General features: G+C 43.7%; 25 protein-coding genes. 1 reads left to right on the top strand and 24 read right to left on the bottom strand.

The features are described 5' to 3' along the window. Window position 1: 1 nt before the first annotated feature. From panB to mazG, 5 genes are all read right to left on the bottom strand, one after another. Window positions 2–811, bottom strand: coding sequence for a 3-methyl-2-oxobutanoate hydroxymethyltransferase (gene panB / locus FTU42_RS02205; RefSeq protein ID WP_005095698.1), 810 nt, complete (start codon window positions 809–811; stop codon window positions 2–4). A 53-nt stretch (window positions 812–864) separates the two neighbouring features. Further along, the gene (folK, locus tag FTU42_RS02200; RefSeq protein ID WP_180082969.1) at window positions 865–1,350 is read right to left on the bottom strand and encodes a 2-amino-4-hydroxy-6-hydroxymethyldihydropteridine diphosphokinase; all 486 of its coding nucleotides are present in this window, start codon (window positions 1,348–1,350) and stop codon (window positions 865–867) included. Then, complete coding sequence (pcnB, locus tag FTU42_RS02195) at window positions 1,347–2,819, bottom strand: polynucleotide adenylyltransferase PcnB (RefSeq protein WP_180082968.1); 1,473 nt, start codon at window positions 2,817–2,819, stop codon at window positions 1,347–1,349. Before pcnB ends, folK begins: the two co-directional genes overlap by 4 nt. Before the next feature lie 136 nt (window positions 2,820–2,955). Further along, window positions 2,956–3,369 (bottom strand): ComEA family DNA-binding protein, encoded by a 414-nt coding sequence (locus FTU42_RS02190; RefSeq protein WP_005172659.1) that lies wholly within the window; start codon window positions 3,367–3,369, stop codon window positions 2,956–2,958. Next, window positions 3,329–4,141: a nucleoside triphosphate pyrophosphohydrolase gene (gene mazG / locus FTU42_RS02185; RefSeq protein ID WP_180082967.1), complete on the bottom strand. Its 813-nt coding sequence runs from the start codon at window positions 4,139–4,141 to the stop codon at window positions 3,329–3,331. Before mazG ends, FTU42_RS02190 begins: the two co-directional genes overlap by 41 nt. A gap of 90 nt (window positions 4,142–4,231) precedes the next feature. On the opposite strand from mazG, the gene FTU42_RS02180 reads away from it, so the two are divergent. After that, complete coding sequence (locus tag FTU42_RS02180; protein ID WP_100329226.1) at window positions 4,232–5,002, top strand: SDR family oxidoreductase; 771 nt, start codon at window positions 4,232–4,234, stop codon at window positions 5,000–5,002. Between the two features lie 22 nt (window positions 5,003–5,024). Here FTU42_RS02180 and FTU42_RS02175 read toward each other — a convergent pair whose 3' ends face one another. From FTU42_RS02175 to ilvC, 19 genes are all read right to left on the bottom strand, one after another. Next, window positions 5,025–5,621: a 4'-phosphopantetheinyl transferase superfamily protein gene (locus FTU42_RS02175; RefSeq protein WP_218946067.1), complete on the bottom strand. Its 597-nt coding sequence runs from the start codon at window positions 5,619–5,621 to the stop codon at window positions 5,025–5,027. Window positions 5,622–5,765: 144 nt separating this feature from the next. Beyond that, entirely contained in the window at window positions 5,766–6,461 is a 696-nt protein-coding gene (locus tag FTU42_RS02170) for a hypothetical protein (protein WP_005172668.1), read from the bottom strand. A gap of 21 nt (window positions 6,462–6,482) precedes the next feature. Next, window positions 6,483–8,534 carry a hypothetical protein gene (locus tag FTU42_RS02165; protein WP_180082966.1) on the bottom strand — a complete coding sequence of 684 codons (2,052 nt, stop codon included), beginning with the start codon at window positions 8,532–8,534 and terminating at the stop codon, window positions 6,483–6,485. A 2-nt stretch (window positions 8,535–8,536) separates the two neighbouring features. Next, window positions 8,537–10,045 carry a hypothetical protein gene (locus FTU42_RS02160; protein ID WP_180082965.1) on the bottom strand — a complete coding sequence of 503 codons (1,509 nt, stop codon included), beginning with the start codon at window positions 10,043–10,045 and terminating at the stop codon, window positions 8,537–8,539. Between the two features lie 274 nt (window positions 10,046–10,319). Then, window positions 10,320–11,729: a ribosome biogenesis GTPase Der gene (gene der, locus FTU42_RS02155; RefSeq protein WP_005095683.1), complete on the bottom strand. Its 1,410-nt coding sequence runs from the start codon at window positions 11,727–11,729 to the stop codon at window positions 10,320–10,322. Between the two features lie 171 nt (window positions 11,730–11,900). Next, window positions 11,901–13,049, bottom strand: a complete 1,149-nt coding sequence (bamB, locus tag FTU42_RS02150) for an outer membrane protein assembly factor BamB (protein WP_005095682.1) — start codon at window positions 13,047–13,049, stop codon at window positions 11,901–11,903. Continuing rightward, window positions 13,046–13,741 carry a tetratricopeptide repeat protein gene (locus FTU42_RS02145; protein ID WP_005095680.1) on the bottom strand — a complete coding sequence of 232 codons (696 nt, stop codon included), beginning with the start codon at window positions 13,739–13,741 and terminating at the stop codon, window positions 13,046–13,048. The genes bamB and FTU42_RS02145 overlap by 4 nt, the downstream gene beginning before the upstream one ends. Before the next feature lie 30 nt (window positions 13,742–13,771). Next, window positions 13,772–15,067, bottom strand: a complete 1,296-nt coding sequence (gene hisS / locus FTU42_RS02140; RefSeq protein ID WP_005095678.1) for a histidine--tRNA ligase — start codon at window positions 15,065–15,067, stop codon at window positions 13,772–13,774. 3 nt (window positions 15,068–15,070) lie between these two features. Beyond that, entirely contained in the window at window positions 15,071–16,192 is a 1,122-nt protein-coding gene (gene ispG, locus FTU42_RS02135; RefSeq protein ID WP_005172685.1) for a flavodoxin-dependent (E)-4-hydroxy-3-methylbut-2-enyl-diphosphate synthase, read from the bottom strand. 23 nt (window positions 16,193–16,215) lie between these two features. Then, complete coding sequence (locus FTU42_RS02130) at window positions 16,216–17,007, bottom strand: DUF4115 domain-containing protein (RefSeq protein ID WP_005172687.1); 792 nt, start codon at window positions 17,005–17,007, stop codon at window positions 16,216–16,218. Continuing rightward, on the bottom strand, window positions 16,998–17,798 hold the full coding sequence (gene pilW, locus FTU42_RS02125; RefSeq protein WP_005172689.1) for a type IV pilus biogenesis/stability protein PilW: 801 nt from the start codon (window positions 17,796–17,798) through the stop codon (window positions 16,998–17,000). The genes FTU42_RS02130 and pilW overlap by 10 nt, the downstream gene beginning before the upstream one ends. Before the next feature lie 14 nt (window positions 17,799–17,812). Beyond that, window positions 17,813–19,048 (bottom strand): 23S rRNA (adenine(2503)-C(2))-methyltransferase RlmN, encoded by a 1,236-nt coding sequence (rlmN, locus tag FTU42_RS02120; RefSeq protein WP_005095669.1) that lies wholly within the window; start codon window positions 19,046–19,048, stop codon window positions 17,813–17,815. Between the two features lie 122 nt (window positions 19,049–19,170). Beyond that, a complete protein-coding gene (gene ndk / locus FTU42_RS02115) occupies window positions 19,171–19,602 on the bottom strand; it encodes a nucleoside-diphosphate kinase (RefSeq protein WP_004647460.1) in 432 nt (143 codons plus the stop codon). 110 nt (window positions 19,603–19,712) lie between these two features. Continuing rightward, window positions 19,713–19,913: a Fe-S cluster assembly protein IscX gene (iscX, locus tag FTU42_RS02110; protein ID WP_005172695.1), complete on the bottom strand. Its 201-nt coding sequence runs from the start codon at window positions 19,911–19,913 to the stop codon at window positions 19,713–19,715. Window positions 19,914–20,001: 88 nt separating this feature from the next. Next, entirely contained in the window at window positions 20,002–20,553 is a 552-nt protein-coding gene (locus tag FTU42_RS02105) for a phosphatase PAP2 family protein (protein ID WP_180082980.1), read from the bottom strand. Window positions 20,554–20,583: 30 nt separating this feature from the next. Then, on the bottom strand, window positions 20,584–21,855 hold the full coding sequence (locus FTU42_RS02100; RefSeq protein ID WP_100357514.1) for a glycosyltransferase family 1 protein: 1,272 nt from the start codon (window positions 21,853–21,855) through the stop codon (window positions 20,584–20,586). Window positions 21,856–22,126: 271 nt separating this feature from the next. Next, a complete protein-coding gene (locus FTU42_RS02095) occupies window positions 22,127–22,672 on the bottom strand; it encodes a hypothetical protein (protein WP_180082964.1) in 546 nt (181 codons plus the stop codon). Window positions 22,673–22,694: 22 nt separating this feature from the next. Further along, on the bottom strand, window positions 22,695–23,597 hold the full coding sequence (locus FTU42_RS02090; RefSeq protein WP_180082963.1) for a hypothetical protein: 903 nt from the start codon (window positions 23,595–23,597) through the stop codon (window positions 22,695–22,697). Window positions 23,598–23,727: 130 nt separating this feature from the next. Next, window positions 23,728–24,744, bottom strand: a complete 1,017-nt coding sequence (ilvC, locus tag FTU42_RS02085) for a ketol-acid reductoisomerase (protein ID WP_004278368.1) — start codon at window positions 24,742–24,744, stop codon at window positions 23,728–23,730. Window positions 24,745–24,842: the final 98 nt, after the last annotated feature.

The raw sequence follows: 24,842 nt of genomic DNA, 5'->3' as shown, positions 1-24,842 counted from the left end.
CTTACAATTCAACCTGAAAAGTTTGTGCTGGTGCCGGGAAAGATCCATCTAAAACTGCAGCATGATAAGCTTTAAAAGCATCCAGAATGGCAGTAGCACCCGATTGTTCCTGCATAAAATTACGGACAAATTTTGCAGTATGGCCAAAGGTTAAACCCAGCATGTCTTGTACTACCAAGACCTGACCATCAGTGGCTGCGCCTGCGCCAATGCCAATCACCGGAATTTGTGGAAACAGTTCTGTGATTTCCTGACCCAATTGTGCCGGTACGCATTCAAGTAGCAATAGTGCAGCACCTGCATCAACCACTGCTTTACAGTCTGCAATCAGTTGATCCGCTGCTGCACGGGTACGGGCTTGCAGCTTATAACCGCCAAAGACATGTACCGATTGCGGCGTTAATCCCAAGTGCACACAGACTGGAATACCGTTACGGGTCAGCACCTGTACGGTTTCTGCCAGCCATGCACCGCCTTCCATTTTCACCATTTGCGCACCGGCCTGCATCACGGTTTTGGAACTTTGCAAGGCATCATTTAAGGTGGCATAACTCATAAACGGCAAGTCAGTCATGATAAAGGCATGCTGGTTACCACGGCGTACCGCAGCGGTATGATAGGCCATATCTGCAACAGTCACTGGCAAAGTCGAATCGCGGCCCTGAATTGACATTCCCAAAGAGTCGCCAATCAGAATACTGTCTACTTCTGCAATTTCCATGGCTTTGGCCATACTGGCATCATAGCAAGTCAGACATGAAAATTTGCGTCCATCTGCTTTGAAGCGTCTTAAGTCACTCAGACTGACCATGAAGATGTTCCTCTATGATTGAAGTTCTCGCGAACATACCCATAACTCAAAAATTAAATATTTGCCCAGTTTGTGTCATCGAGTACCGTTAAGGTCGATTGCTTGACGATGTCCAGGTCTTTTAAGGATGTAGCATGAACCTGTATTTCAGCATCAATGTCCAGCAACGGAATGAGTACGAAATCACGCTCTAACACGCCGACATGCGGTACAGTCAGGCGTTGATTCTGTATCTGTTCATCTCCGTAGATCAGCAAGTCCAGATCCAGCGTACGCTCGCCCCAATGACGCAAACGTACCCGACCGGCTTCCTGCTCGAAGGCTTGCAGACGATCGAGGAGCTCTAATGCTGCCAGATCAGTATTCAACTGCACCACAGTATTCAGATAATTTGGCTGATCCTGTGGCCCCATCGGTGGACTTTGATACAGATGTGAAGTTTTTACCTGACCCAATGTCGCCAGTTTCTGTACAGCTTCTGCCAAAATCTGGCGTGAATCGCCCAGGTTACTGCCCAGGCCAATATACGTCACGATCATTGTGTTGGCCCAAACACCACCTGGCTTAAATCACGTTGCACCCGCTTACGTTTCATAATCGGATGATCTGCGCCAATTTCACCACTGGCACTGGCTGCCACATGTGACAGGGCTTTCGCCTTATCTTCAAACTTGGCTTTACGCACCCGGCGGTTACGTGGTTCAGGTTCATTGACTAAAGGCTCAATCTCGGCGAGATCCTGTTGTGCCGTCAGTTTCTGTTCCAGATGTTCTTCTTGAGTGGCCTTACGACGGTTCTTGGCACGCTGACGGTTGTACTGGCTAATCGCCCGCTCTTTCTCGTCACCGCTCATTTGCTGGTAGGCATCCCACCAGCTGCCCATGCCTTGTGCAGTCGCATCACCTGATTTTTCACGCAACAGTAAAAAGTCAAATCCGGCACGGAAACGCGCATGACTAGACAAGGCCTCAATTTGTTGCGGTTTTGGATTCAGCAAACGGGTCTGCATTTCCCAGACTTCACGAATGAAAGTCTCGGCGAAGCGAGGAATAATGGTTCGGGTTGCCTGACGTTTCAAAACATCCAGACCCGCTTGGGCACGTGCTTCTGCTGCGACCACGCCTTTATTCAGATAAAACTCACAACGCTCGAGGAATGGCTGCCACAACAGTACCGCATAGAAAAACGCGGGGTTAATGGTCTTGCCAATCGAAATACGCTGATCGGTATTTTTCGCAGCACGTTCCATAAATGGCGTGATCTCAGGTTTGATATCGGCAAAGAGCTGAGGCCAGATTCCAAAATCGATCAGCATGGGCAGCACACGATTCAGATGCCCCATGGTGAATAATTTCTGCGACTCATCATAGAGCCGGTGCGGAGAAACATCACGCAGTAACTGGGTCATTTCCGGAGTAAAGATATCCAGAATTGCTTCATCAATATTGAAATTCAATTTGGCAGCAAAACGTAAAGTACGTAACATCCGCACCGGATCTTCTTCAAATCTTAAGGCCGGATCACCGAGCAAACGTAAAGTTTTGCTGTGAATATCATCTACAGCATTGCAGAAATCCAGCACAATCGCTTTACGCGGCTGGTAATACATTGCATTGATCGAGAAGTCGCGACGGGCAAAATCCTGCTCGATGCTGCCCCAGTTATTATCACGCAGAATCATCCCCGCGGCCGAGGTGACTGCTTTTTTTGGAGGTGCCCGGAAAGTGGCCACTTCAACCAGTTCCCGCCCTGAATAGACATGCGCCAGTTCAAAACGCCGTCCGATAATTCGACAACGTCGTCCGAATACCTCCTTGACCTGAGCCGGGGTTGCATTGGTAACTGCATCGAAATCTTTAGGATTCAAACCTAACATCAGATCTCGAACACCACCACCCACGATATAAGCTTCATAGCCTGCCTTGTTTAAGGCATCAATCACATCGAGAATATAAGAAGGTAATTGAGCGGTTGATAAACCACATTTTGACGCGCGCAAAGTTTGCAAAAGACGCTGTCTCCTACGTCTGAACGTAAAATTCTAAGATGACGCTAATCATATCGCTTACACGACTAAAGGGCAATTTGATTATGTCAATCCTGCCGCTCAGATTGATTCTGTATTTTGCATCAATTCAGTCTATTCACAACGCGAGTCTGGCCTTGTTTTTGGCAAATAATGCCGGCCCAATGCCTTTGACCAGCTGAATATCTTCAATGCTTTTAAATTTCCCATTTTTCTGCCGATACTCAACAATGGCTTGGGCTTTCTTTTGTCCCACGCCATGCAACTGTTGCAATTGTTCAATATTTGCACTATTTAAACTAATTCTATCACCTGTCGCTTGTACCGAAAGTGCCGGTTTTGCCAGATAGTGATCTGCTTTAGTCGATGCATTCTGTTGTTTGAGCCGCGCATCATGTTGCTGTTGTCTGGTCTTCCATTCCATATAATCGGTCGCAGTTGCATGTGCAGTTCCAATAGCAATATAGCCTAGCCATAAACCCAGAAGAAGATTAATCCACGCCGGACTTGTTCGATGTTGTTGTTTGTTCATGCGCCGCTCTTTGTTTTAATTCTAATTTGGCCTGTTCCCAGAGCTGATCCAATTCAGCCAGTGACAAGCGGTCTATATTGAGTTGTTGTTTTTCCGCCTGATGTTCCATCAAGGCAAATCGAGTACGAAACTTATGGATCGTGCCTAATAATGCCATTTCACTCGAGATTCCAAGTTTACGGCCAACATTGACCAGAGAAAATAAGCAGTCACCAAATTCTTCCTGTATTTCATCGGAATTCTGGCTTGCCAAAGCTTCTTTTAACTCGGCCAGCTCTTCTTCTACTTTGTCATATGCCCCAGTGACATCGGGAAAATCAAAACCAATTTTCGCGACATTTTTCTGGATTTCATCTGCCTGTACCAAGGCCGGTGCATGCTTGACCTCATCTAAACGGGAACGTGGCTTGCCCTGCTTTTCTTGCTGTTTAATTTCTTGCCAGAGCTGAGAGACATCTTCCGGGCTCAATTTTGCAAACTGTTCAGCCTGAAATACATGCGGATGACGGCGGATGAGTTTGTTGCTAATGGCCTGCACCACATCCTGAAAATCAAAAGCGCCCTGCTCGCTGTACATTTGCGACTGGAACACCACCTGTAACAGCAGATCGCCCAGCTCATCGCGAATCTCGTCAACATTTCCAGAACGTACCGCAGCTTCTACTTCATAAGCTTCTTCAATCGCATATTGGGTCAGAGATTCGGGAGTCTGCTGCTGATCCCATGGACATTTTTTACGTAATTCACGCATGATATTAAGCAATTGTTCCACTTTTAAAACCTCTTCTTTACCAAATAGTCGCGTCAATCTGCCTGTTTCTTGTTATGCTCAAGAAAAAAAGACAATAAGGAGATCAAGCACATGCACAGTATATTGATTAGTGGGGCAGCACAAGGAATTGGCGCCGCGACAGCCATGCTATTTTACCAGCACGGCTATAAAGTCGGTATTTATGATATCAATGTGGCACAGGCCGAACAGCTGGCCCAGCAACTGGGCGAACATGCCAAAGCTGGCTTTCTGGATGTGGCAGACTATGCTTCCTGGGAAACAGCTTTGGCGGAGTTTTCAGCCTGGGCCGGTGAAATCAATATTCTGGTGAATAATGCCGGAATTTTATATTCAGGGCCTTTTGAAGACACCACAATTGCAGCGCATCATCGCACGCTGGATATTAATGTTAAAGGCCTCCTCAATGGCTGTCATGCCACTTTCCCTTATTTAAAAGAATCTTCATTTGCTCGTGTCATTAATTTATCTTCGGCATCCGCCATTTATGGACAGGCCGATTTAGCCTCTTATGCGACCAGTAAATTTGCCGTGCGCGGTCTGACTGAAAGTCTGGATATTGAATGGCAACCCTATGGGATTCGGGTGCTTGATGTGATGCCACTTTTCGTCGGTACAGCCATGGTGAAAGATATGCAGGCAGAAAGTATTAAAAAAATGGGCGTACATTTGAAAGCAGAGGATGTCGCACAAGATATTCTGAAACTGGTACAGCTTAAAGACTCTATCTGGCACGCTACGCACCATCCGGTTGGATTAAAAAGTAAATTTTTATTTCATCTATCACGTATGAGTCCACAGTTTGTGAACCGAATCAGCAACCTGTTGATTGCCAGACAATAGAGTCTATTTCTACTCTGCTGCTTTAAACAGATTGGTGAATCTGGATTAGCGGAAATCTGAAACCCTTGCATGAATGCTCACTTTGCCAGGCCACGGTGAGCATACATCCTGCCATATTATAATTTTGATAGGCATAGACGCCGATCTCTGGATGTTCACATCTTCCACCATTCTGATCTGGATGAATCTGGGTATTTAACTCATTCAGGTTGATGCGTATGCCCAGTCCTGAGGCCTTTAATACAGCTTCCTTGGTGGTCCAGACCTTAAACCAGTATTCGGAATCATAGTCCAGTGCCTGCCACTGTTTAAGCTCTTCAGGATGAAAGGCATGTTGTGCCATGGCTTCAAATCGAACCTTACGGCTCAGCTCTTCAATATCAATTCCCAAATTTTGGACATTATTGCTCGTTGCCAGAGCATAGAAATTTTGACTATGGCTATGGTTAAAGTTGAAGTCTGGATGAGTGTGGAGATAGGGTTTGCCGAATTCAGTAATGCTAAAATCTGAAGACTGGATAAGATAATTAAGTTGATCTGAAAGCAATTGGTTACGATAGGCATAGATCGCATGTTTACGAAATTTGATTTGCTCTACACGTGATTGATGAAGTTCCATTGAAAAGAACTGATCTATTTTTTGCAAATAAATGTGAATATTACGCGACAATGGAGAGCTCTTGAAAACAGTTTGACTTTTTTCATTTTACGTCGCTAGATAAAAAAAGAAAGCCTGTTCGAAAACAGGCTAGCTTTATCTGTCTTAAATTGAATCTGAAATATCGACAGGTTTTGCTGCAGCAGATTCTGGGGCCTTAAAGTTCAAGCCAGCTTTTTTCATCAGTTGTGGATACTCAACCAATGCCATAGTCGAGTTTTTGGCAATGCCGGTGACATCGCTAAGCAGACCTTTGGCATCCATAAAAGACATGCCACTATTGCTGATAGTACTTGGATTGCTCAGCAATTGCATAGACACCTGCTTACTATTTACGACCAGTTCGCGTGCAGACAGACCAGCAATGGCAAAGTTTGTCAGTGAGTTCATTAAATGCTGTTTCTGGCTGGTATTTAATGCATTAATACGCTCAAGTGTCGCAGCTTCATCTTTTTTCGAAGCTTCCAGAACCGCATTGGTTAGCTTGGTAATTTCTTTCTGGATCGCTTCTTTTTCTTTGACATCAGAAGTGGTTTTCAAGCTATTCAACTTGGTTTTCAGCTCTTCGCTGTCTTTTCGCTCAGCAAATAAGGTTGCCAATGCTGTACGACTCTGAATAAACATGGCATTGGTTGCTTGTGCCTGCTTAAAAAAACCGGCTAAATCCAGATTTTGTGAAGATGTACCTGTTGTTGTTTCCACTACTTTTGAGGCCAGACCACTGAGTGTTCCAAAACCTGCATGACTTTGTGATGTCAATACAGCACTTCCTAATATCAATATGCTTACGATTTTTTTCATAGTATTTCCCCTCATAATTCCTTACTGCCCTGAATCGGCTTTTTGCACGATCTGATTTAAAATTTTTGGTAATGCTTTAAACATTTGAATGTTGTACATGGCATGACGATGAGCAGTATTTATGCCTTTTAAATTAACTTCCTGTTGCAAACCTACAGCACCGACCCGCTCCTGTTTTTCATTAAAACGGCGTGCTCCTCCTGCCAATACCAAAGTGGCATCGCAGATGGATTGATCTGCATTGCATTTGATGGAATCTTCTTGAACCTGAATCTTAAATGCTGGCTGTAAACACTCTTCTTTTGGCACATACAGTTTCAAATCCAGCTGTTTTTTAAAGCCCGCATTTTCAGTCATTTTTACAATAGATGTTTTTAAACTGGTCTGCCCTTTAAACCCTGAACCTGTCGCATAAAACGGACGCTTGGATTGACTGGTAAACGCGTGGTAAATCAGTGGCCCAAATCCATAAAACGGAATCTCTCCAACCTGTTCAGTATGCAGATTTGAACAAAGCACCCGGGCAAGTTTTGAGTCACCGACAGCAGCGTGACTATCCACCAAGATGCTGTCTCCTGAACGTACCGGTAGACGATCATTTCCACTCACAGGAAAATCAAGCTGTGCTTTAACTTTATTGCCCTGACGCTCAACCACTGTAGCTTCCCAAGTGGGAATCAATACTTGACGTTGTGCAACTTTTTCACGGTTATAGACATGAATTTTCATGCCTGTGGTCAAGCGCTCACCCGTATCCTGAATCGTGATGGTATCGCTCCCCCCGCTCGATACCTGCAAATCGGAACGGGTAAATTGAATCCCTTTCTGAAATTGCTGACCTAATTTCACCAAAGCATTTTTGAGTGCCACTTCTTTACGCGTACCGAGTGAAAAACCCATACCTTGTGAAATGGTTTCACTTATTTCATCAGTCGCATGCGCGGAATAAATCACACGTCCCGAACGATCAATCATCTCAGCAAAAACTTCGCTATGTACCACTTGCTGCTGGGTCATCTTGCCGACTTGTTGCTGATAGCCAATCACAGGGATCACATTAATACGAATAAAAAATTCTGGTAGTTCGCGCTGGTGCTGGGTTTCCTGATTGCTTAACCCCGTCTGCTCACTGACACTTTGTGCCAAAGTGCTGTAACGTTTATTCACCGGCGTAAGGGTAAATGATGCATTCTCCCCGATGGCATCAGAAAAAATCTGCTCAATCAGGTCTTTTGATTCACCTTGGTAGGTCAATACATCTACGACCAAAGCTTTAGGCTTATTCAGCGCCTGACGGGTATTTGCCGAAATCTTGCTAAACTGGCTTGAAGTGCCACTCATCAACACCGGTAATGCCACTGCATAATCACTATCGGCATGTACAACTCTAATCAAATCTCCGGAATCCGAACTGAGTTCATCGTCTTTGGCAATGCCTTGATTGAAGCCTTTATCTAAAATCAGATAGGATTTCCAGCGATCAATCACCTTGGTCTGTACTTCAGACACCTTGAATTTCTTCTGGAGATCCTGAGTGAGTTGCTGGGTCAAGCTCAGCAAACTGCTTTGAAACTTCTGCTGGACGGCTTGACGTGTTGCAACAGTCCGAATCTCGGTCGACAACACCTGAATAGGCTGTGACAAGGTAGCACTATCGGTATAAATCACTTCCCCAGATAGAACATTGGTCAATTTTAAGCTTAAGGTGACTGGCAGAAAAATCTCGGCTGTAGATTCCTTTTGCACCACATATTCACTAGCACGCAAAACTTCCAGAGAAGCCACATAGCTTCGATGTTTATTCTGCTGGGAAATTGAAGCCACCACCTGATCTTGCAAAACCTGTTTCAACTGCTGCTCAAAAGTCTGTGCAACTTGTTTACGGATCACCTCGTTCGACACAGCCTTGCTAAAGTCACAGGAAATCGAGGAGGCATTTGCTTCTATATGATCTGCCGATTGACGACAAGGCAATTCCAAGCCATAAATTCCTTTAGCCGGAAAAACCTGAATATTGGCCTGCACACTTGCAGCAGTACCCATCAGGGCCATGGCAAGAGTAATTTTTTTCATGCTTATTTGCATTGGGTACCGCCAATACATAAGGTAATGGTATTCCCTGCTTGCAAACGTTCTGCATTAGACAGCACAGGATTTACCCGGCGTAAAGCTTTGGCCAGTTCAGCACTCAATGGCTTTTCACTTTTATAAGTCATGGTCATCTCGACCAGCTTGCCATCCTGGGTACGTATATCGATATTTTCTGCGCCGTCCATCTCATCTAAAGCCACATAGAGATCATCTCCTAAGCGGCTAGATACGCTACCCGATACACTTTTTACAAAAAGGGTAATTTCCTTACCATACATGCTACGGTTTTTCGAATAGGAAAGAATTTGTGGACCGACTTCGGACAAGGTCATTTCGCCCAGTTTACCGGCAACATTGGTACGACACGAATCTGTCGTTGCAGCCGTTGATGATTCCGTGCGGGTATCACCGCCCATCAGCGTGCCATCATCGACTGAATAAATTTTATAGCTGACAGCACCATCACACACAAACTGGCCGGTTGCACCTGAACGACCACGGTCATAAATATAGGAGCTACCGACCATAAACCAGTCTGCTTTTTCCTGACGTGCAGCAACTGCAAGTTTTGCCAATTCTGCATCACTCAGCAATTGCTGAATGGACATACTCTTGCCTTTTAAATAACGGCTACGGAATAGATCCGAATCCATTAAACGTAGATCGTATTTAGATGCTGAGCCTGCAATTGCATTCAGTGTATGGTTTTCACGCTCTGGCTTTGTAGATGGAGTCTGATATTCCACATATTTTACAAAGTTTTGAATATCATTTTGGCGTTCAGACTGGCTATAACGTGCTGACTCACTGGCGTTATAACTCGCTGAAGCTGAAGATTTACCTGAATTATTGTGACTTGCTGAACGTGCTGCGACTCCTACACCCGCACCATAATAATTATCATATGCATAACCAGATGCAGCTGATGACTTTCCTTTCGATGAATATGATGAACTCTCGCTCGCTTTGGCACTTTCTTTGGCATCATAGCTGGCCTTTTCATCATAAGCATAGCTTTTATCAGAGAAGTACGAGGTAAATTCTTTGACCGGTTTAGAGTTATCACGCGGCACACCGAAATATTCATCCATCACGATCATGATCGGACTGGTTCGGCTATTCTTTTTGGATAAACCCAGGTCATTTAAGATCTGGCGAAACTCCTGATCATCCATTTCAATTGAAATAGAGGTGACCAATTCTTTATTACTATTAGTTTGGCTGCCACGATTAAACACGTAGCCATTATCAACTTGTTTCACAATATCTGTTAGATGAGGCTGAGCATCCTGCATGGCTTGAGGGCCATTAATTTTTTTGATTAAAGCAATGACTGCATCAATTTTTGCATTATTCAATGCTTGATTACGTGTTCCTACCGGATCTTTTTTAATAATAGGGCTACTGCCCTCACCATTTACTTTGATCATTTCAGCACACGCGAGGCTTGGCAGGCCCATCATACAGATTAAAGCCAATGCAGTTTTTTTCATGTTCCCCTCACACCACCCCAATCGAGACAGTAATTTCTTATGATCTTTTTCAGCCAGCTTTCATTCTTGCGACTGAGTTAACAATTTAAAACAAATATAATACATATTACATAAATATTAAATTGATACTTATACTAAATGACTAGAAAAAAAGAAAATTTTTATTTTTGCTAAAATCAGAATTAAGCTTTATCACAAATACATTTTTATATTTTTCACAAAAAACGAAAAAGCCTGCATCAGCAGGCTTTTTATCGAAAACTAAAAAAAGAAATTAACGTTTAAATTTCTTCTCGGCTTTCTTGAACTTCTGTACATAACGACGTTTACGCGCTGCAATACGCTCATCCATCACCGTCTTACGCCCTTCAAACGGGTTTTCAGAGGTTTTAAACTCGATTTTAATCGGCGTACCTTCAAGCTTGTATACTTTACGGAATACGTTTTCAAGATAACGACGGTAATCCGCAGGGGTTTTATCGACCTTGTTACCATGGATCACGATGGTTGGTGGATTCTGTCCGCCCATATGCGCATAACGCATTTTAATACGACGACCCTGAACCATAGGCGGTTGGTGGGCATCTGTTGCATCATTTAAAATCTGGGTGATTTTTGCCGGTGATACTTTCAAACGAGATGAATCATAGGCACGGTGAATCGAAGGATAAAGCTCACCTACACCCGTTCCATGCAATGCAGAAATCAAATGCACTTTTGCCCATGGAATGAAATCGAAGCGACGCTCTACATCGAGCTTACATTGCTTGCGATCATATTCAGTCATGTTATCCCATTTGTTGACAGCAATGACCATGGCACGACCGGCTTCAAGCGCATAGCCAATCAGATGCAAATCTTGCTCTACAATACCATCACGTGCATCGACCACAACCACAATCACGTTGGCATCTTTCATCGCCTGCAAAGTTTTAACAATCGAGAATTTCTCAATCATTTCATCCACTTTACCTTTACGACGCACCCCTGCAGTATCAATCAGGGTATATTGACGGCCATCACGCTCGAATGGAATATAAATCGAGTCACGTGTTGTACCCGGCTGGTCAAATGCCACCACACGCTCTTCGCCGAGCAAACGGTTCACCAGCGTAGATTTACCCACGTTTGGACGACCAATAATCGCTAAACGCAGACCAGTGTTTTTATCATGCTCTTCCGGGTTTTCATCTTCCGGTACATCGGCAAGCACGTCTTCCAGCATTTGCTGAACACCACGACCATGGCTGGCAGCAACTTGTAGCGGCTCGCCCATGCCCAGTTTGTAGAATTCAACCAAGGCAGCTTCAGCATGTACGCCATCGACTTTATTGGCCGCCAGAAAGACCTTTTTACCTAAAGTACGCAGTTCACGCGCAATCTGCTCATCGGAAGCCAGCAGTCCGGCACGCGCGTCGACCACAAAAATGATAATATCGGCTTCATGAATGGCAGTTTTAGATTGCTCTGCCATGTACGAGTCAATACCGCCTTCATTTTCACCAATACCACCGGTATCAACCACAATGAAAGATTTATTTTGATAGGTTGCATCGCCATATTTACGGTCGCGTGTCAGACCAGCAAAGTCTGCCACCAATGCGTCACGGCTCTTGGTAATCTGATTGAACAGAGTTGATTTTCCGACGTTCGGACGACCAATGAGCGCAATTACGGGTTTCATAGAGTAACCTTTATTCAATAATCAGGCAGTCAAAGTGGCCTGAACATCAGAAAGTATAGGAAGATATAAGGGGAAAAATACCCTAAATAAAAACACGGGGCATTGATTTTTCAATCACCCCGCGTTCACAAAAATACGGTTGCGGCTAGTTTAACATAAGGCTCGTTAAAATTAACGGTTCTGCCAAATGCTTAATGCGCCCTTGCGTGTAGAAACATAAAGCTGGTTGTCGATCACGCGTAAGTTACGCACTTCACCAGAGGTTTTCGAACGACCAGTAATTTGTCCGGTACGCGGATCAATCAGGTGCAACACACCATCCAGATCACCGACCACCAAATCCGTGCCTAACATCACTGGATTACTGAGCTGACGATTCAACAATTGATCATTTTCCCAAAGCGGTTGACCCGAGCTAATCTCAAAAGCTTTAATTTTGCCATCAGTTTGCGCCACGAATACGCCATTGCCGACAACTTCTGGACGCTGGATGCTGCTGGCATCTTCACTCCAGATGACTTGCTGTGAAGCCAAGTCCAGTACAGTCACCTGACCTTGATAACTGGTCGTCACCACAAACTGGCCTGCAACGACCGGCTCACCGTCAATATCGACCAGACGCTGAATATCAGAACGGCCATCCGACACGGCGACACGACGCTGTAACTTTGGTACGCCACTTAAGGCATCCAGTGCATAAATATACGCATTTGAAGATGCAATCAGCACATTACGCGCATCTAATGGCACAGGAGCCGCCATACCACGCAGGCTGAATTGTACATTAGGCAGGTTATAAGTCCAAACTTGTGCACCGCTTGCCACTTCATGCGCATAGACCATACCGTCATTGCTCACACTAATCACACGACCTGCATGAATCAGTGAAGGCGCCAGTAAAGCACCCGTCAATTGTGCAGTCCATTTTTGCTCACCGGTTTGCTGATCGAGTGCAAACAGTTGGCCCTTCTGGCTACCGACAACAACCAGACCCTCGGCCGCTTCAACACCAGAACTTAGATTATCTTTGCTGACTTTTTTCTGCCAGAGACGCTGTTTGCCCTTAAATGCAGACACCTCGCCTTTTGGATCAATCGCAAAAACCACACCATTGTCTGCATCCAGACGTAAACGCAATGGATCGGCAGCATCTGTCGCAGATACACTGGTGGAAAATACAGGAACCAGTGTTTTGGCTTGGGTCAGTTTTGGAAGTGGGTTCGGTTTTACTTCTGGAACTTTATTTGTTTTACCTGCACAGCCAGCCAGTGCAAGCGTTAAAACAGTCAAGGCACAGGTAATTTTGTATTTTCTATTCATGCAGCTTCTTCCGCTTGTGTTTCTATAATTGGGCGTTCGATTTCCGGATCATCGACCAACACGCCTACGCTTTCGAGCTTAATTTGTAAAATCTGACGTTCTTCTTTACGTTCAATCAAGGCATCCCATGCACTTTGATATACTTTTTTCGCATTTTCAATATCATTTTTGGCAACATAGATATCGCCACGTGCTTCATCGGCCGTTGCTTTAAACGCAGGTTCAGTCACTGCTTCTAAAGTTTTCAATGCAGCATCATATTTTTTCTGTGCCAGTTGCGCATAAGCCAGACGAAGTTTGACCACCTGAACCAGACCTTTATCGTCTAGTGTCGAGTTTTCAACTTTTTGTAGCGCTTTCTCAGCCGCAGCATAATCTTCTTTGTCATAGGCCAGTTTCGCCATGACCAGCTGAGTCTGAATGGCCTGAGCTGAATCTGGTGCTTCTTTGACAATTTTGTCCGCAGTTTCAGACAGCTTGGCAAAGGCATCGCCCTGCGTCGCCTGTGCATCATCCATCAACTGCTGAACCTTGGCAGTGTGCATTTGCGACTCTGCCAGGTTTTTCTTCTGCCAATATTCCCATCCAAAAAAGGCAATCAGCGCAATCAAAATCCCTGTAATGATCGAAGAACCATACTTCTTCGTAAAGGATTTTAAGCTTTCAAACTGTTCATCACCCACTGCGCTCATGAGACTACCCTTTTCCTGATGTTTTATCGATTATTTTAAAGAAATTTTAGCACTAAAAAATGCAACGAAGTCCGTAAATGGCACATTCGATTGCTCTGCGGTTGCCAGTTCTTTCACTGTAAAAGTCTGCGCTTCAAGTTCACGCTCACCTAAAATCGCAGCAAATAAAGCACCGGCCTGATCAGCCTTTTTCATTTGCGACTTCATTGAACCTTGAGAGCCCACTTTCAAACGCACCTGACTCCCCGCTGCTTCAAGCTGATCACGGATCTGTTCAGCAATGACCAAGGCTTGACCTTGAGAAGCCGGTTCAGCCACCAGGAATACTTCACAATCACGCGTTGGTGTATTGTCTTCAACCTGTTCAAGCAGAAGCAATAAACGTTCGATACCCATGGCAAAACCAACCGCAGGTACAGACTGATCAGGCTTGCCCTTCAATTGACCAACAAGACCGTCATAACGGCCACCGGCACACACGGTTCCTTGTGAACCTAAATGTGTTGTGGTCCATTCAAAGACAGTTTTGTTGTAGTAGTCTAAGCCACGTACCAGTTTTTGGTTGATCACAAAACTCACGCCGGCATCAGTCAGGTACTGTTGTAACTGGGCAAAATGCGCCAGAGTTTCTTCACCCATAAAGTCATGCAGTTTCGGTGCATTTTCTAGGATGCTTTGGGTTTTGGCATCTTTAGAATCCAGAATACGCAGTGGATTTGTGGTCAGACGGCGCTGAGAATCTTCGTCCAGATCGGCTTTATGTGACTCTAAAAATTCAACCAAGGCTGCACGATAGGCTGCACGTTCATCCGATTCGCCTAAAGTATTTAATTCAAGTTGAACCTTGTCCGCAACGCCCATACGTTTCCACAGACGTGCAGTCATCAAAATCAGCTCTGCATCCATGTCTGGAGTCGCCACACCAAAGGTTTCTACACCAAACTGGTGGAACTGACGGTAACGGCCTTTCTGTGGTTTTTCATAACGGAACATTGGCCCGATATACCAGACGCGAGGAGTCGCACCACGAAGCAGATTATGCTCCAGCATGGCACGTACACAGCCTGCAGTTCCTTCAGGGCGTAGTGTCAAAGACTCAGGCGGATTACCTTTGTCCAGAAAGGTATACATTTCTTTTTCAACGATATCGGTGGCATCACCGATCGAACGTTTGAACAGATTGGTCTGTTCAACGATAGGCAAACGGATTTGTTGATAGCCATAAGCATCCATCAAACCCGACAGATGCTGTTCAAGACGTCTCCAAGCTGGGCTTTGCGTTGGGAGAATGTCATTAAAACCTTTGATTGCGACGATTGAACTCATGATCTACTCAGAAAAACTTGTACGAATAATTTCTTTAGATTTAGCTTCTTCAAGCTCGGTAACGCGTTGACGAACCATATTTTCGATTTCATCAACCAGTTGATTGGTATCAATTAGATGGCTTTTTTCACCATTACGATACACCAGTGAACGTGGCGCTGCACCTACGACACCGATATCGGCTTCTTTAGCCTCGCCCGGCCCATTTACTTTACAGCCAATCACCGAGACATCCATCGGGGTACGGATATCTTCCAGACGCTCTTCCAGTTGTTGCATCACTGAAATCACATTAAATTCCTGACGTGAACAGCTTGGGCAGGCAATGAAGTTAATGCCGTTGGAACGCAGACCCAGCGATTTTAGAATATCAAAACCGATTTTAATTTCTTCTTCAGGCTCGGCAGCAAGCGAAATACGCATGGTATCGCCAATGCCTTCCATCAGCAAACCACCCAAGGCGATTGCAGATTTAACCGAACCTGTACGGTAAATACCGGCTTCGGTTACACCCAAATGTAGCGGATTATCAATTTGCTGAGACAGCAAACGATACGCATCCATGGTCAGGAACACATTGGATGCTTTAACTGAAATTTTAAATTCCTGAAAATCCAGACGGTCTAAAATGTCGATATGACGCATCGCAGATTCAAGCAATGCTGCGCCTGTCGGCTCGCCATATTTCTTTTGAATGTCTTTTTCGAGTGAACCGGCATTGACACCAATCCGCATTGAAATATCATTATGACGTGCTGCTGCCACCACTTCACGAATCTTTGCTTCTGAGCCGATATTGCCCGGGTTAATCCGCAAACAGTCTGCACCGAAGTCCGCAACTGCCAAAGCAATTTTATAGTCGAAGTGAATATCCGCCACCAAAGGCACATTCACCTGCTTACGAATTTCACCAAAGGCTGCCGCCGCTTCCATCGTAGGCACAGAAACCCGCATGATGTCTGCACCGGCATCGACACAGCGCTGAATCTGTGCAACCGTGGCTGCCACATCACAGGTTTCAGTATTGGTCATAGACTGGATACTGATTGGTGCATCACCACCCACATAAACTGAACCGACACGAATTTTACGTGTTGGACGACGTTTAATTGGATTTACGATCATGGTTTTGCTCTACTCTTGATCTGTTAAGGTGACAAACGGAATTCTGCTTTTCCGTTTACGGTATAAGGTGACAATGAAATATTTTCATTATTCAGGCTGAGTGATACAGCTGCCGCATCATCAAGACGAATCTGGAATGGCGCTTCACCATTGAGTTGCAAACTCGATGCCTGACGGCCAGTCGCTAAAACCTTACCGGCTGAATCGACGATATGCACAGAGGTCGGACGGTTAAAATCGAGTTTTAGCTGGTCGCCAGACAGTGCGGCGCCTGCATCCAGATTCAGAATCTCGATATTGGAAGCACCGACTCCAGAAACTTCACTGCTATTTTGCGAATTACTGCTCGACCAGTTTTGAATCATGGCAAACAGTGCGCCCAAAATTAGCAGCAAGACCAGCGTAATAAAAATGCGCTTTAACCATTTACGGTTACGGTCACGCTTGGAACCTGGCAATTTCCCCATGATTTTAATGGGAGAATTATTCAGCGCATGATTGGGCAACAAACCCGTATCATTGGTATAAATTTCATCAAAACGCTGAATAATAGTCGACGCATCTACACCCAAAAGTTTGGCATAGATCCGGTAATAGCCTTTGATAAAAGTCGCCTCAGGCAAAGACTTATATTCATCCTGCTCAAGTGCAGTCAGGGTTTTGACCGGAATATTCAGCTCTTTGGCCACATTTTCCAGATCACGTTGCTGATTGAGACGAATCTGACGCAAGTACTCGCCCGGACGTTGAATATTTCCTAACGCATTTGGAGCTACGCTCGAATGATTCGAAGGTGAATTAGGATTTACTTCCATACGGCCTCAGTACTGTACTGTAATTGCAAATAACGTTGGTATTCCTGGCTTTCAGGAAACAATGCACGTAACTGGTTCACCAATACCTGCATCCCCAACTGATCACCACTGGCACGCGCAGTGCGAATGCCAACCCAGAGCGCACGGGCACCCTGATTTTTCTGTCCCACACCACGCGCAAACTGTTGATACAGTTGTGTCGCTGCCGGGAACTGCTGGTTTAAATAAAAAATTTCTGACAACTCTAACATTGATATATATGAATCGCGATTCGCCTGAAGCGCCTGTTTGAATGATTTTTCAGCATTCACCACATCGCCCATTTTCAGGTAAATACGTCCCATATTTTCCAGTGCACGGAAACGCTGATCATAACCTAAAGTTGCACCGGCAATGTTAAACTGCTCGATCGCATCATTATAGCGTTCTAGCTGATATAAATACGTGCCATAGTTGTTGCGTGCCTGTGCATTTTTCGGATCTGCCGAAATCGCACGCTTGAAATAAGCATCTGCTTTCTCAAGATTGAGCTGACTACCTTCCTGTTGCAATAGCACGCCCATCATCATATTCGCTTGCGAATCACGCGGAGTCGTTTCGAGTGCCTGATCCAGCGCACGTTTGGCTGCATCTAGGTCACCTGTTCTTAAATATTCTGCCGCCAATTGGGTACGGACTTTGGTGGCTTTTTCAGGATCTTTCTGACCCAAATCTGGCGTTTGACATGCAACCAAAGCTAAAGACACACATACTGTTGAAATCAAAGCAATTTTAGATGTTAGATTTCTCAACTGGCGACCTCTTATTATCCTTGTGAACGCATAATCTCATTTGACTGCGCAATTTTCTTTTTCCACTGTTCCGCACGACGGGTACGATCAGCCACTTGACCTACAAGCTGTCCACACGCCGCATCAATATCATCACCGCGTGTCTGACGAATCGTACACACAAAACCGGCATCAGACAAAGTTTTTTGGAAAGAAATAATGCGGTTACGGCTTGAACGCCCATAAGGCGCGTGCGGGAAAGGGTTGAATGGAATCAAATTAATCTTGCTCGGCAAGTTCTTCAGCAGCTTAATCATTTGCTGTGCATGTTCAGGATGATCATTCACACCATCCAGCATCACATATTCAATGGTGACGTGTTTACGTGAACTTTCATTACCATCTTTGGCAATATAACGCTGACACGCCGCAATCAGTTGTTCTAAAGGATATTTCTTGTTGATTGGCACCAGTTCATTACGCAGTTCGTCATTTGGTGCGTGCAATGAAATGGCCAGTGCAACATCAATGTCTTTGACCATTTGATCAATTTTCGGCACTACACCTGATGTCGATAAGGTCACGCGACGTTTCGACATGCCATAAGCAAAGTCGTCCAGCATAATGCGCATGGAATTAAGTACGGCATCGTAGTTAAGCAGTGGTTCGCCCATGCCCATCATGACCACATTCGTGACTGAACGTTCACGATCTGCCACAGGCACATCTTCCATATAGGAATAGTTCGCCACCCACAACTGACCAATGATTTCTGACTGATCTAAATCGCGCTGAAAACCCTGTTTACCGGTTGAACAGAATGAACAGTCTAGTGCGCAGCCCACTTGAGACGAAATACACAAGGTACGACGTAGGCCACTACGATGTTCTGCTGGAATCAATACAGTTTCGACAAGAGAGCCGTCACCATCACCGACACGGAAGACCCATTTACGGGTACCGTCTTTAGAATAATTTTTATGCACCACTTCGGGCGCTTTAATTTCACAAATACGTTCCAGTTTTTCACGCAGTTTGCCCGAGATATTCGTCATCTCGGCAAAATCGGTCACGAAAAATTGGTGAATCCATTTCATTACCTGCCCGGCACGAAACTTCTTCTCCCCCATATCCTCAAAGAATTTCTCCATTTGCGGACGAGACATGCCGAGTAGGTTCACTTTTTCCACAGCATTCTGCTGTGTGGGAGTGGACGGAGATGGTTGCTGTGCAGCTGAAACTGCAGATACAGCGACGACTTCAGTACTCATGTGTATTACCTAAACCATGTCTAAAGATCAAAGGAGAAGCTCAATATGTGAGCAAAGAATTATTCAAAGAATAAAAAAACCAGATAAGTATAATAACACTTATCTGGTTTGAATACTGCGAATTAACGAGTACGTGGAGCAATCTCAGTTTGAGCGAAGAAGTAATTAACTTCACGGTCAGCTGATGCTACAGAGTCAGAACCGTGAGCAGCATTTTCGTCGATGCTTACAGCGAAATCTGCACGGATTGTACCAGGAGCAGCTTCTTTAGGATTCGTCGCGCCAAGGATGTCACGGTGAGCAAGAACAGCGTTTTCGCCTTCAAGAACTGAAACAACCACTGGACCAGAAGTCATGAAAGCAACAAGATCAGCAAAGAAACCACGTTCTTTGTGCTCAGCGTAGAAGCCTTCAGCTTCAGCTTGAGTCAAGTGTTTCATTTTAGTTGCAACAATTTGAAGACCAGCTTTCTCGAAACGAGCAAAGATGTCGCCGATGTGGTTTTTAGCAACTGCGTCTGGTTTTACGATAGATAAAGTACGTTCGATAGCCATGATAGGCTCCTTAAGTCAATTGTTGACATGAAAATTTGGCGCATTATACCGAGATAATGCGCACTTTTCTGCTTTTACACTGTAAAAATATGCTTTTTTCAATCGGGCACTTAACGCGCTTCGTCAATCCATGCCATTTGAATCGCTTCCAGCAGGCCTTCTGTGGATTTAGTCGGGTCATCTGCAAACTCAGGCAAGGCACATACCCAGGCGTGTAAATCAGTAAAACGAATCCACTGCGGGTCCACATCTGGATGCGCTTCGTAGAGTTCAATCGCGATATCGAGGGTATCAGTCCAACGTAAACCCATCTCTATTTCTCACCATATTTGCTTTAATGCTGTACTTTAGCAAATTTATAAAAATCTGCGAGCTTTCGCCCCAGTTTTCACTTATTTTTTACAACATAATATTGAGATAAGGTGCGCTCAGCACAATGACCACGGCCATCATGCCTCCGATCATTGCCCCAACCGCGACATCACTTGGATAATGCAATCCCAGAATCATGCGCGATAAAGCCACCAGCAGCGTAAAAGGGAGCATCAACAGCAATAATAGCGGTGCAACATAACCCAAGACCGTGGTTGCCATTACCGCATGCAAGGTATGTCCAGACGGAAAACTAAAATGATCCAGCGGCCGCTCACCCAGTCGAATCACCTGATGCACCTGATAAGGTCTTGGACGTACAGTTTTTGTTTTGAGAATTTTATAAATCAGCGTGCCGAACGTTCCGCCCAAAATGATATAGAGCATCTGTAGCCCATATTCCAAGCCACGAAATCCCCATGCGGCAAAACACATCACATACCAAAACACGCCATCCCCCAAACGGCTAATGATTTTAAAAAAAGCAGCGATTCGATTTGAGTGGGAGAGATGATTGAGGTAGACACAGCCTTTTAAATCTATTTCTAAAAATTTGAGTTTGGCATTGTGGATTTTCATCATGTTGCTCCCGCTCTTGTTTTAATTAGGTCATTTATTTTGCCTTGTGATTGAATACAGAACCTGTTCAAACTGCTCTACAGGATGTTGCCATCCGACCTTCTGTGCACAGTGTGAAGCATACACACCCATTCTTCTAAGTGTGTGATAATCTGGTAACTTTAAGATATTGGCTGTTAAATCTTCTTGCAGACCCAGTGAGCTGAGCCAGCCTGTTCGGTCGTGTTGTACATGTAGATGTGCACAAGCATAATCATAAGCAATAACCGGTAGTCCACTGGCCATCGCCTCCAATACCACATTGCCAAAGGTTTCAACCTGACTCGCAAAGCAAAACACATCGGCACTGGCATAGGCTTCAGCAAGCTGTTGACCACGCAAACTCCCGGTAAACACAATCGAAGCATCATGATTCAACTGCTCTAAGCGCTGTCGGTCTGGACCATCTCCGACCACCACCAGACGCACATCCTGACAATGCATATGACGCAATGTGAAATATGCCTGAATCACCACTGGTATTTCTTTTTCAGGCGATAAACGCCCGACATACAACATGACACGGGTCTCTTTGGAAGCTCCCCAGCTCTGGCGTAGGGAATCAGAACGCCATTTAGGTGAAAAGGCTTGTGTATCTACCCCTCGTCCCACCACAACCAGTGGACACGTCACTCCAAATTTGCGGAGTGCTTCGGCAGTCTCACGACTCGGTACACAGGTAATTGCGGTATGATTATGAAACCATTTGAGATAATGCTGAATAGGTTTAACCAAAAATGCCAAATCAAAGAAACGGCTAAATTCCTGAAATGGTGAATGAAAACCGCTCGATACAGGAATTTCAAGGAATCTTGCAGTTTGCTGCGCGGCAAGCCCTAATGGGCCTTCTGTGACGATATGCACTACATCGGGTGCAAAGGCTTCTACCGCATGGCGAACCTTTAGAAACTGCGGCCAACCGAACTGTAAGCCTGAATATTTGGGAATACGCTGTGCTTTAACCAAACATTCCCGATAGGGTTGAAATTCAGCACAGATGCCTTTTTGCTCGGGTCGAATCAATAAAATTTTATGCCCCTGTTTTTTCAGCCCTTTGCAGAGTTGTAACAATGAATTTGCTACCCCATTAATTTCAGGTGGCCATGTTTCGGTCACTATGGCAATTTTTAAGCGGGGGCGTACCAAATCTGCAAGCGCAGATGATTTTTGAGGACTTTTCAGACGTTGCTGTTTTAAGTCAAATTGAAAGCCATCAAGGAGTGCTTGTTGTTTTGTTAAGGCTTGGCTGTAGGGCTGATTCATGTCGCACCTATCTTACTTATTTATGTTTTAAGCAAAGCATAGGTGTTCTGTGTGACTGTTTGATGAAGTAGCAAAAACTTAATAATGGGTGCTATGCAACCCAAAATAAGCCTTCTGAATTGAATATCATTTTGGCTGTCGTTGAAGTAAAACAGGAAATTTGAGCGCAAGTGCGCCAATAAAACATGAGCGTTTACGCTATGCCTCAGTTTTGGAAGAAGAAAAGTTGAGGCGGATTTTAGCATGAGAATTTAAGTTTATTTCACAATCCTTACTTGTGCTTTTTAAACTCAGATAAACTTAAATATTCAAACCAAGTATCAAGATTTCTTTTTACTAAATATAAACTCTGCACTAAATAAATAGATGCCCACAGTGAAGTAAATATACAGACATAAACCACATAAATGTTAGGTAACAACCCAATCGTAATATTAATAATCGAGGAAATGATAGCAAGCAATACAGTAAGATAAAGTGCTTCATTTAGTTGCCTTAGAGGAAGAAAATAAGCCTTTCTACACTCATTACCTTTATTCAAATCAAGCCACTTTTTTTCATAAAAATCATTATCATAAACATTTTGCTTCATAGTAACCAAAATAAAAGCTTTTAAAGAGAATATAAACCCTCCTAAAGCCAAGAATCCTGTAAAGAGATTTCCTCTTAAATTCTGACCATAGAAAACAATAATTTTTGTATTTATGTCAGAGAAATTTTCATAAGTTATTTGCTTATGTAACTCATAATAAAAATACGTAACTAAAAAAGTCACAATAGTCAAAAGCAAGGCAATTAAAATATATTTTATTTTCACCTTTTCCCCCAATGAAGCATTTTTAAATTTCTTTACTTTTAGAAATCTTTATCATTTCATCTAAAATCTTGCTATCTGTGAAATTTCCAACCTTGATATCATTTAGCTTTTGAACCAGTTCATCAAATTCCTCCTCATGAAATAGATCAGGTGTATCTAATAACTTATAAGGCATTTCTTGATCAAATTCATCAATTACAATAACTGTTCCTTTATCTGGTTCTTGATCAGAAATTAATTGTGAAATTGACTCAGAGATATTTTGTACTAAATTAGGTTGAGAGAAAGTAACTTTTTGCCTCATTTTTTTTGCTAATGCTGCTAGTGGCACACATGCTTCTTCCATACGATCATAAGAGCAAAACTCATACTCAAAGCTTTTTATTTTTTTACATTTCAAAAGTAAATCTTTGAGTGTTTGTGTCTTAACTAACATTTCAAAAATTAACAGATCATGGTACTTTTTATTTGCTATTGACCGACTAGCTTTATCACTTTTACCTGAACTTATATTTATATGAATTTCATCGGTTTTCAGTGAATCCCTATATTCCACGAATTTCCTTTTTAGAATTTCACCAAATTTATTTAAACTGGTGGATTGATAATAGAATTGATAAAGCCCTCTACCTGTAGTTTTATTAATTATAAAAAAATTAAATTCAATTAACTGTTCTGAACCATCTAAATTTTCTACTTTGATTTGGAGATCATCTCTAGAACCTTGCAACTTACAAAATGCCTTTTGATCTTTGACAGTCAAAATTAGCCCTTTATAATATTGCTCATTGGTTTCAGCATCGATTATAAAATCACGCTCTAAAATATCCTCATCAATAAAATCTAAGTTTTTATCTATAAATTCTTTAATTTTTATTTTGTTCTTCTTAGTCCCCAATTCAAAACCTAAATATTTAACTTTCATGAATCCCCCAATTAAAATAACCACTAAGAGAGTTCTTATAGCATATTTTTTAGTCAACTCAATTTATTTCAAATAAAAAACCCACTCAAATAGAGTGGGTTTTCGCATTCAAATCAAATGATTCGAGAAATTAGTTTTTCTCTTTATCAACGATTTTGTTTGCTTGGATCCAAGGCATCATCGCACGTAACTTGTTACCAGTAACTTCGATACCGTGAGCCGCGTTTTGACGACGACGAGCAGTCATAGATGGATAGTTCAACGCACCTTCTTGAATGAACATCTTCGCGTATTCACCAGATTGAATACGTTTAAGTGCATTACGCATTGCTTCACGAGACTGTTCGTTAATTACTTCAGTACCCGTTACATATTCGCCGTATTCAGCGTTGTTTGACACTGAGTAGTTCATGTCCGCGATACCGCCTTCGAACATCAAGTCAACGATCAATTTAAGTTCGTGTAGACATTCGAAGTACGCCATTTCAGGAGCATAGCCCGCTTCAACCAGAGTTTCGAAGCCCATTTTAACCAATTCAACAGCACCACCACAAAGAACTGCTTGCTCACCGAAAAGATCAGTTTCAGTTTCTTCACGGAATGAAGTTTCGATGATACCTGTACGGCCGCCACCTACGCCTGAAGCGTAAGAAAGAGCAACGTTACGCGCATTACCAGAAGCATCTTGGTGAATCGCGATAAGGTCAGGAACACCTGAACCACGTTGGTATTCAGAACGTACTGTGTGACCAGGAGCTTTAGGCGCAACCATGATTACGTCTAAGTCAGCACGTGGAACAACTTGGTTATAAAGAATCGAGAAACCATGAGCAAATGCTAAAGTAGCGCCTTGCTTGATGTTTGGCTCAATTACGTCACGGTAAAGTTGAGATTGGAACTCATCTGGAGTCAAGATCATCACTACGTCAGCTTGTGCTACAGCAGCAGGAACTTCAGCAACTTTAAGACCTGAGTTTTCAGCTTTCTTCCAAGAAGCAGAGTTCGCACGTAAACCTACAGTTACGTCAACGCCAGAATCTTTCAGGTTAAGCGCATGCGCGTGGCCTTGTGAACCGTAACCAATGATCGCTACTTTCTTAGATTGGATGATAGATAAGTCACAGTCTTTATCGTAAAAAATTTGCATTGCTGTCTCCGCTTAAATGCTTGTTTGTCCGTTAAATCAGGCAATGACCCTTAAATTTACATTGCCTGACCCCCTCTTCTTGTTCAGATGAGGAAATA

Source organism: Acinetobacter sp. YH12102 (genome assembly GCF_013419125.1).
Taxonomy (GTDB): domain Bacteria; phylum Pseudomonadota; class Gammaproteobacteria; order Pseudomonadales; family Moraxellaceae; genus Acinetobacter; species Acinetobacter pseudolwoffii.
The sequence above is the reverse complement of the archived record's forward strand: the minus strand, read 5'-3'. Positions and strand labels throughout refer to the sequence as shown.

Coding starts and splice junctions, on each gene's coding strand:
- panB (WP_005095698.1), bottom strand. CDS start 811: ATGGTCAGTCTGAGTGACTTAAGACGCTTCAAAGCAGATGGACGCAAA.
- folK (WP_180082969.1), bottom strand. CDS start 1,350: ATGATCGTGACGTATATTGGCCTGGGCAGTAACCTGGGCGATTCACGC.
- FTU42_RS02190 (WP_005172659.1), bottom strand. CDS start 3,369: ATGAACAAACAACAACATCGAACAAGTCCGGCGTGGATTAATCTTCTT.
- FTU42_RS02180 (WP_100329226.1), top strand. CDS start 4,232: ATGCACAGTATATTGATTAGTGGGGCAGCACAAGGAATTGGCGCCGCG.
- FTU42_RS02175 (WP_218946067.1), bottom strand. CDS start 5,621: ATGGAACTTCATCAATCACGTGTAGAGCAAATCAAATTTCGTAAACAT.
- FTU42_RS02170 (WP_005172668.1), bottom strand. CDS start 6,461: ATGAAAAAAATCGTAAGCATATTGATATTAGGAAGTGCTGTATTGACA.
- FTU42_RS02165 (WP_180082966.1), bottom strand. CDS start 8,534: ATGAAAAAAATTACTCTTGCCATGGCCCTGATGGGTACTGCTGCAAGT.
- FTU42_RS02160 (WP_180082965.1), bottom strand. CDS start 10,045: ATGAAAAAAACTGCATTGGCTTTAATCTGTATGATGGGCCTGCCAAGC.
- der (WP_005095683.1), bottom strand. CDS start 11,729: ATGAAACCCGTAATTGCGCTCATTGGTCGTCCGAACGTCGGAAAATCA.
- bamB (WP_005095682.1), bottom strand. CDS start 13,049: ATGAATAGAAAATACAAAATTACCTGTGCCTTGACTGTTTTAACGCTT.
- FTU42_RS02145 (WP_005095680.1), bottom strand. CDS start 13,741: ATGAGCGCAGTGGGTGATGAACAGTTTGAAAGCTTAAAATCCTTTACG.
- hisS (WP_005095678.1), bottom strand. CDS start 15,067: ATGAGTTCAATCGTCGCAATCAAAGGTTTTAATGACATTCTCCCAACG.
- ispG (WP_005172685.1), bottom strand. CDS start 16,192: ATGATCGTAAATCCAATTAAACGTCGTCCAACACGTAAAATTCGTGTC.
- FTU42_RS02130 (WP_005172687.1), bottom strand. CDS start 17,007: ATGGAAGTAAATCCTAATTCACCTTCGAATCATTCGAGCGTAGCTCCA.
- rlmN (WP_005095669.1), bottom strand. CDS start 19,048: ATGAGTACTGAAGTCGTCGCTGTATCTGCAGTTTCAGCTGCACAGCAA.
- ndk (WP_004647460.1), bottom strand. CDS start 19,602: ATGGCTATCGAACGTACTTTATCTATCGTAAAACCAGACGCAGTTGCT.
- iscX (WP_005172695.1), bottom strand. CDS start 19,913: ATGGGTTTACGTTGGACTGATACCCTCGATATCGCGATTGAACTCTAC.
- FTU42_RS02105 (WP_180082980.1), bottom strand. CDS start 20,553: ATGAAAATCCACAATGCCAAACTCAAATTTTTAGAAATAGATTTAAAA.
- FTU42_RS02100 (WP_100357514.1), bottom strand. CDS start 21,855: ATGAATCAGCCCTACAGCCAAGCCTTAACAAAACAACAAGCACTCCTT.
- FTU42_RS02090 (WP_180082963.1), bottom strand. CDS start 23,597: ATGAAAGTTAAATATTTAGGTTTTGAATTGGGGACTAAGAAGAACAAA.
- ilvC (WP_004278368.1), bottom strand. CDS start 24,744: ATGCAAATTTTTTACGATAAAGACTGTGACTTATCTATCATCCAATCT.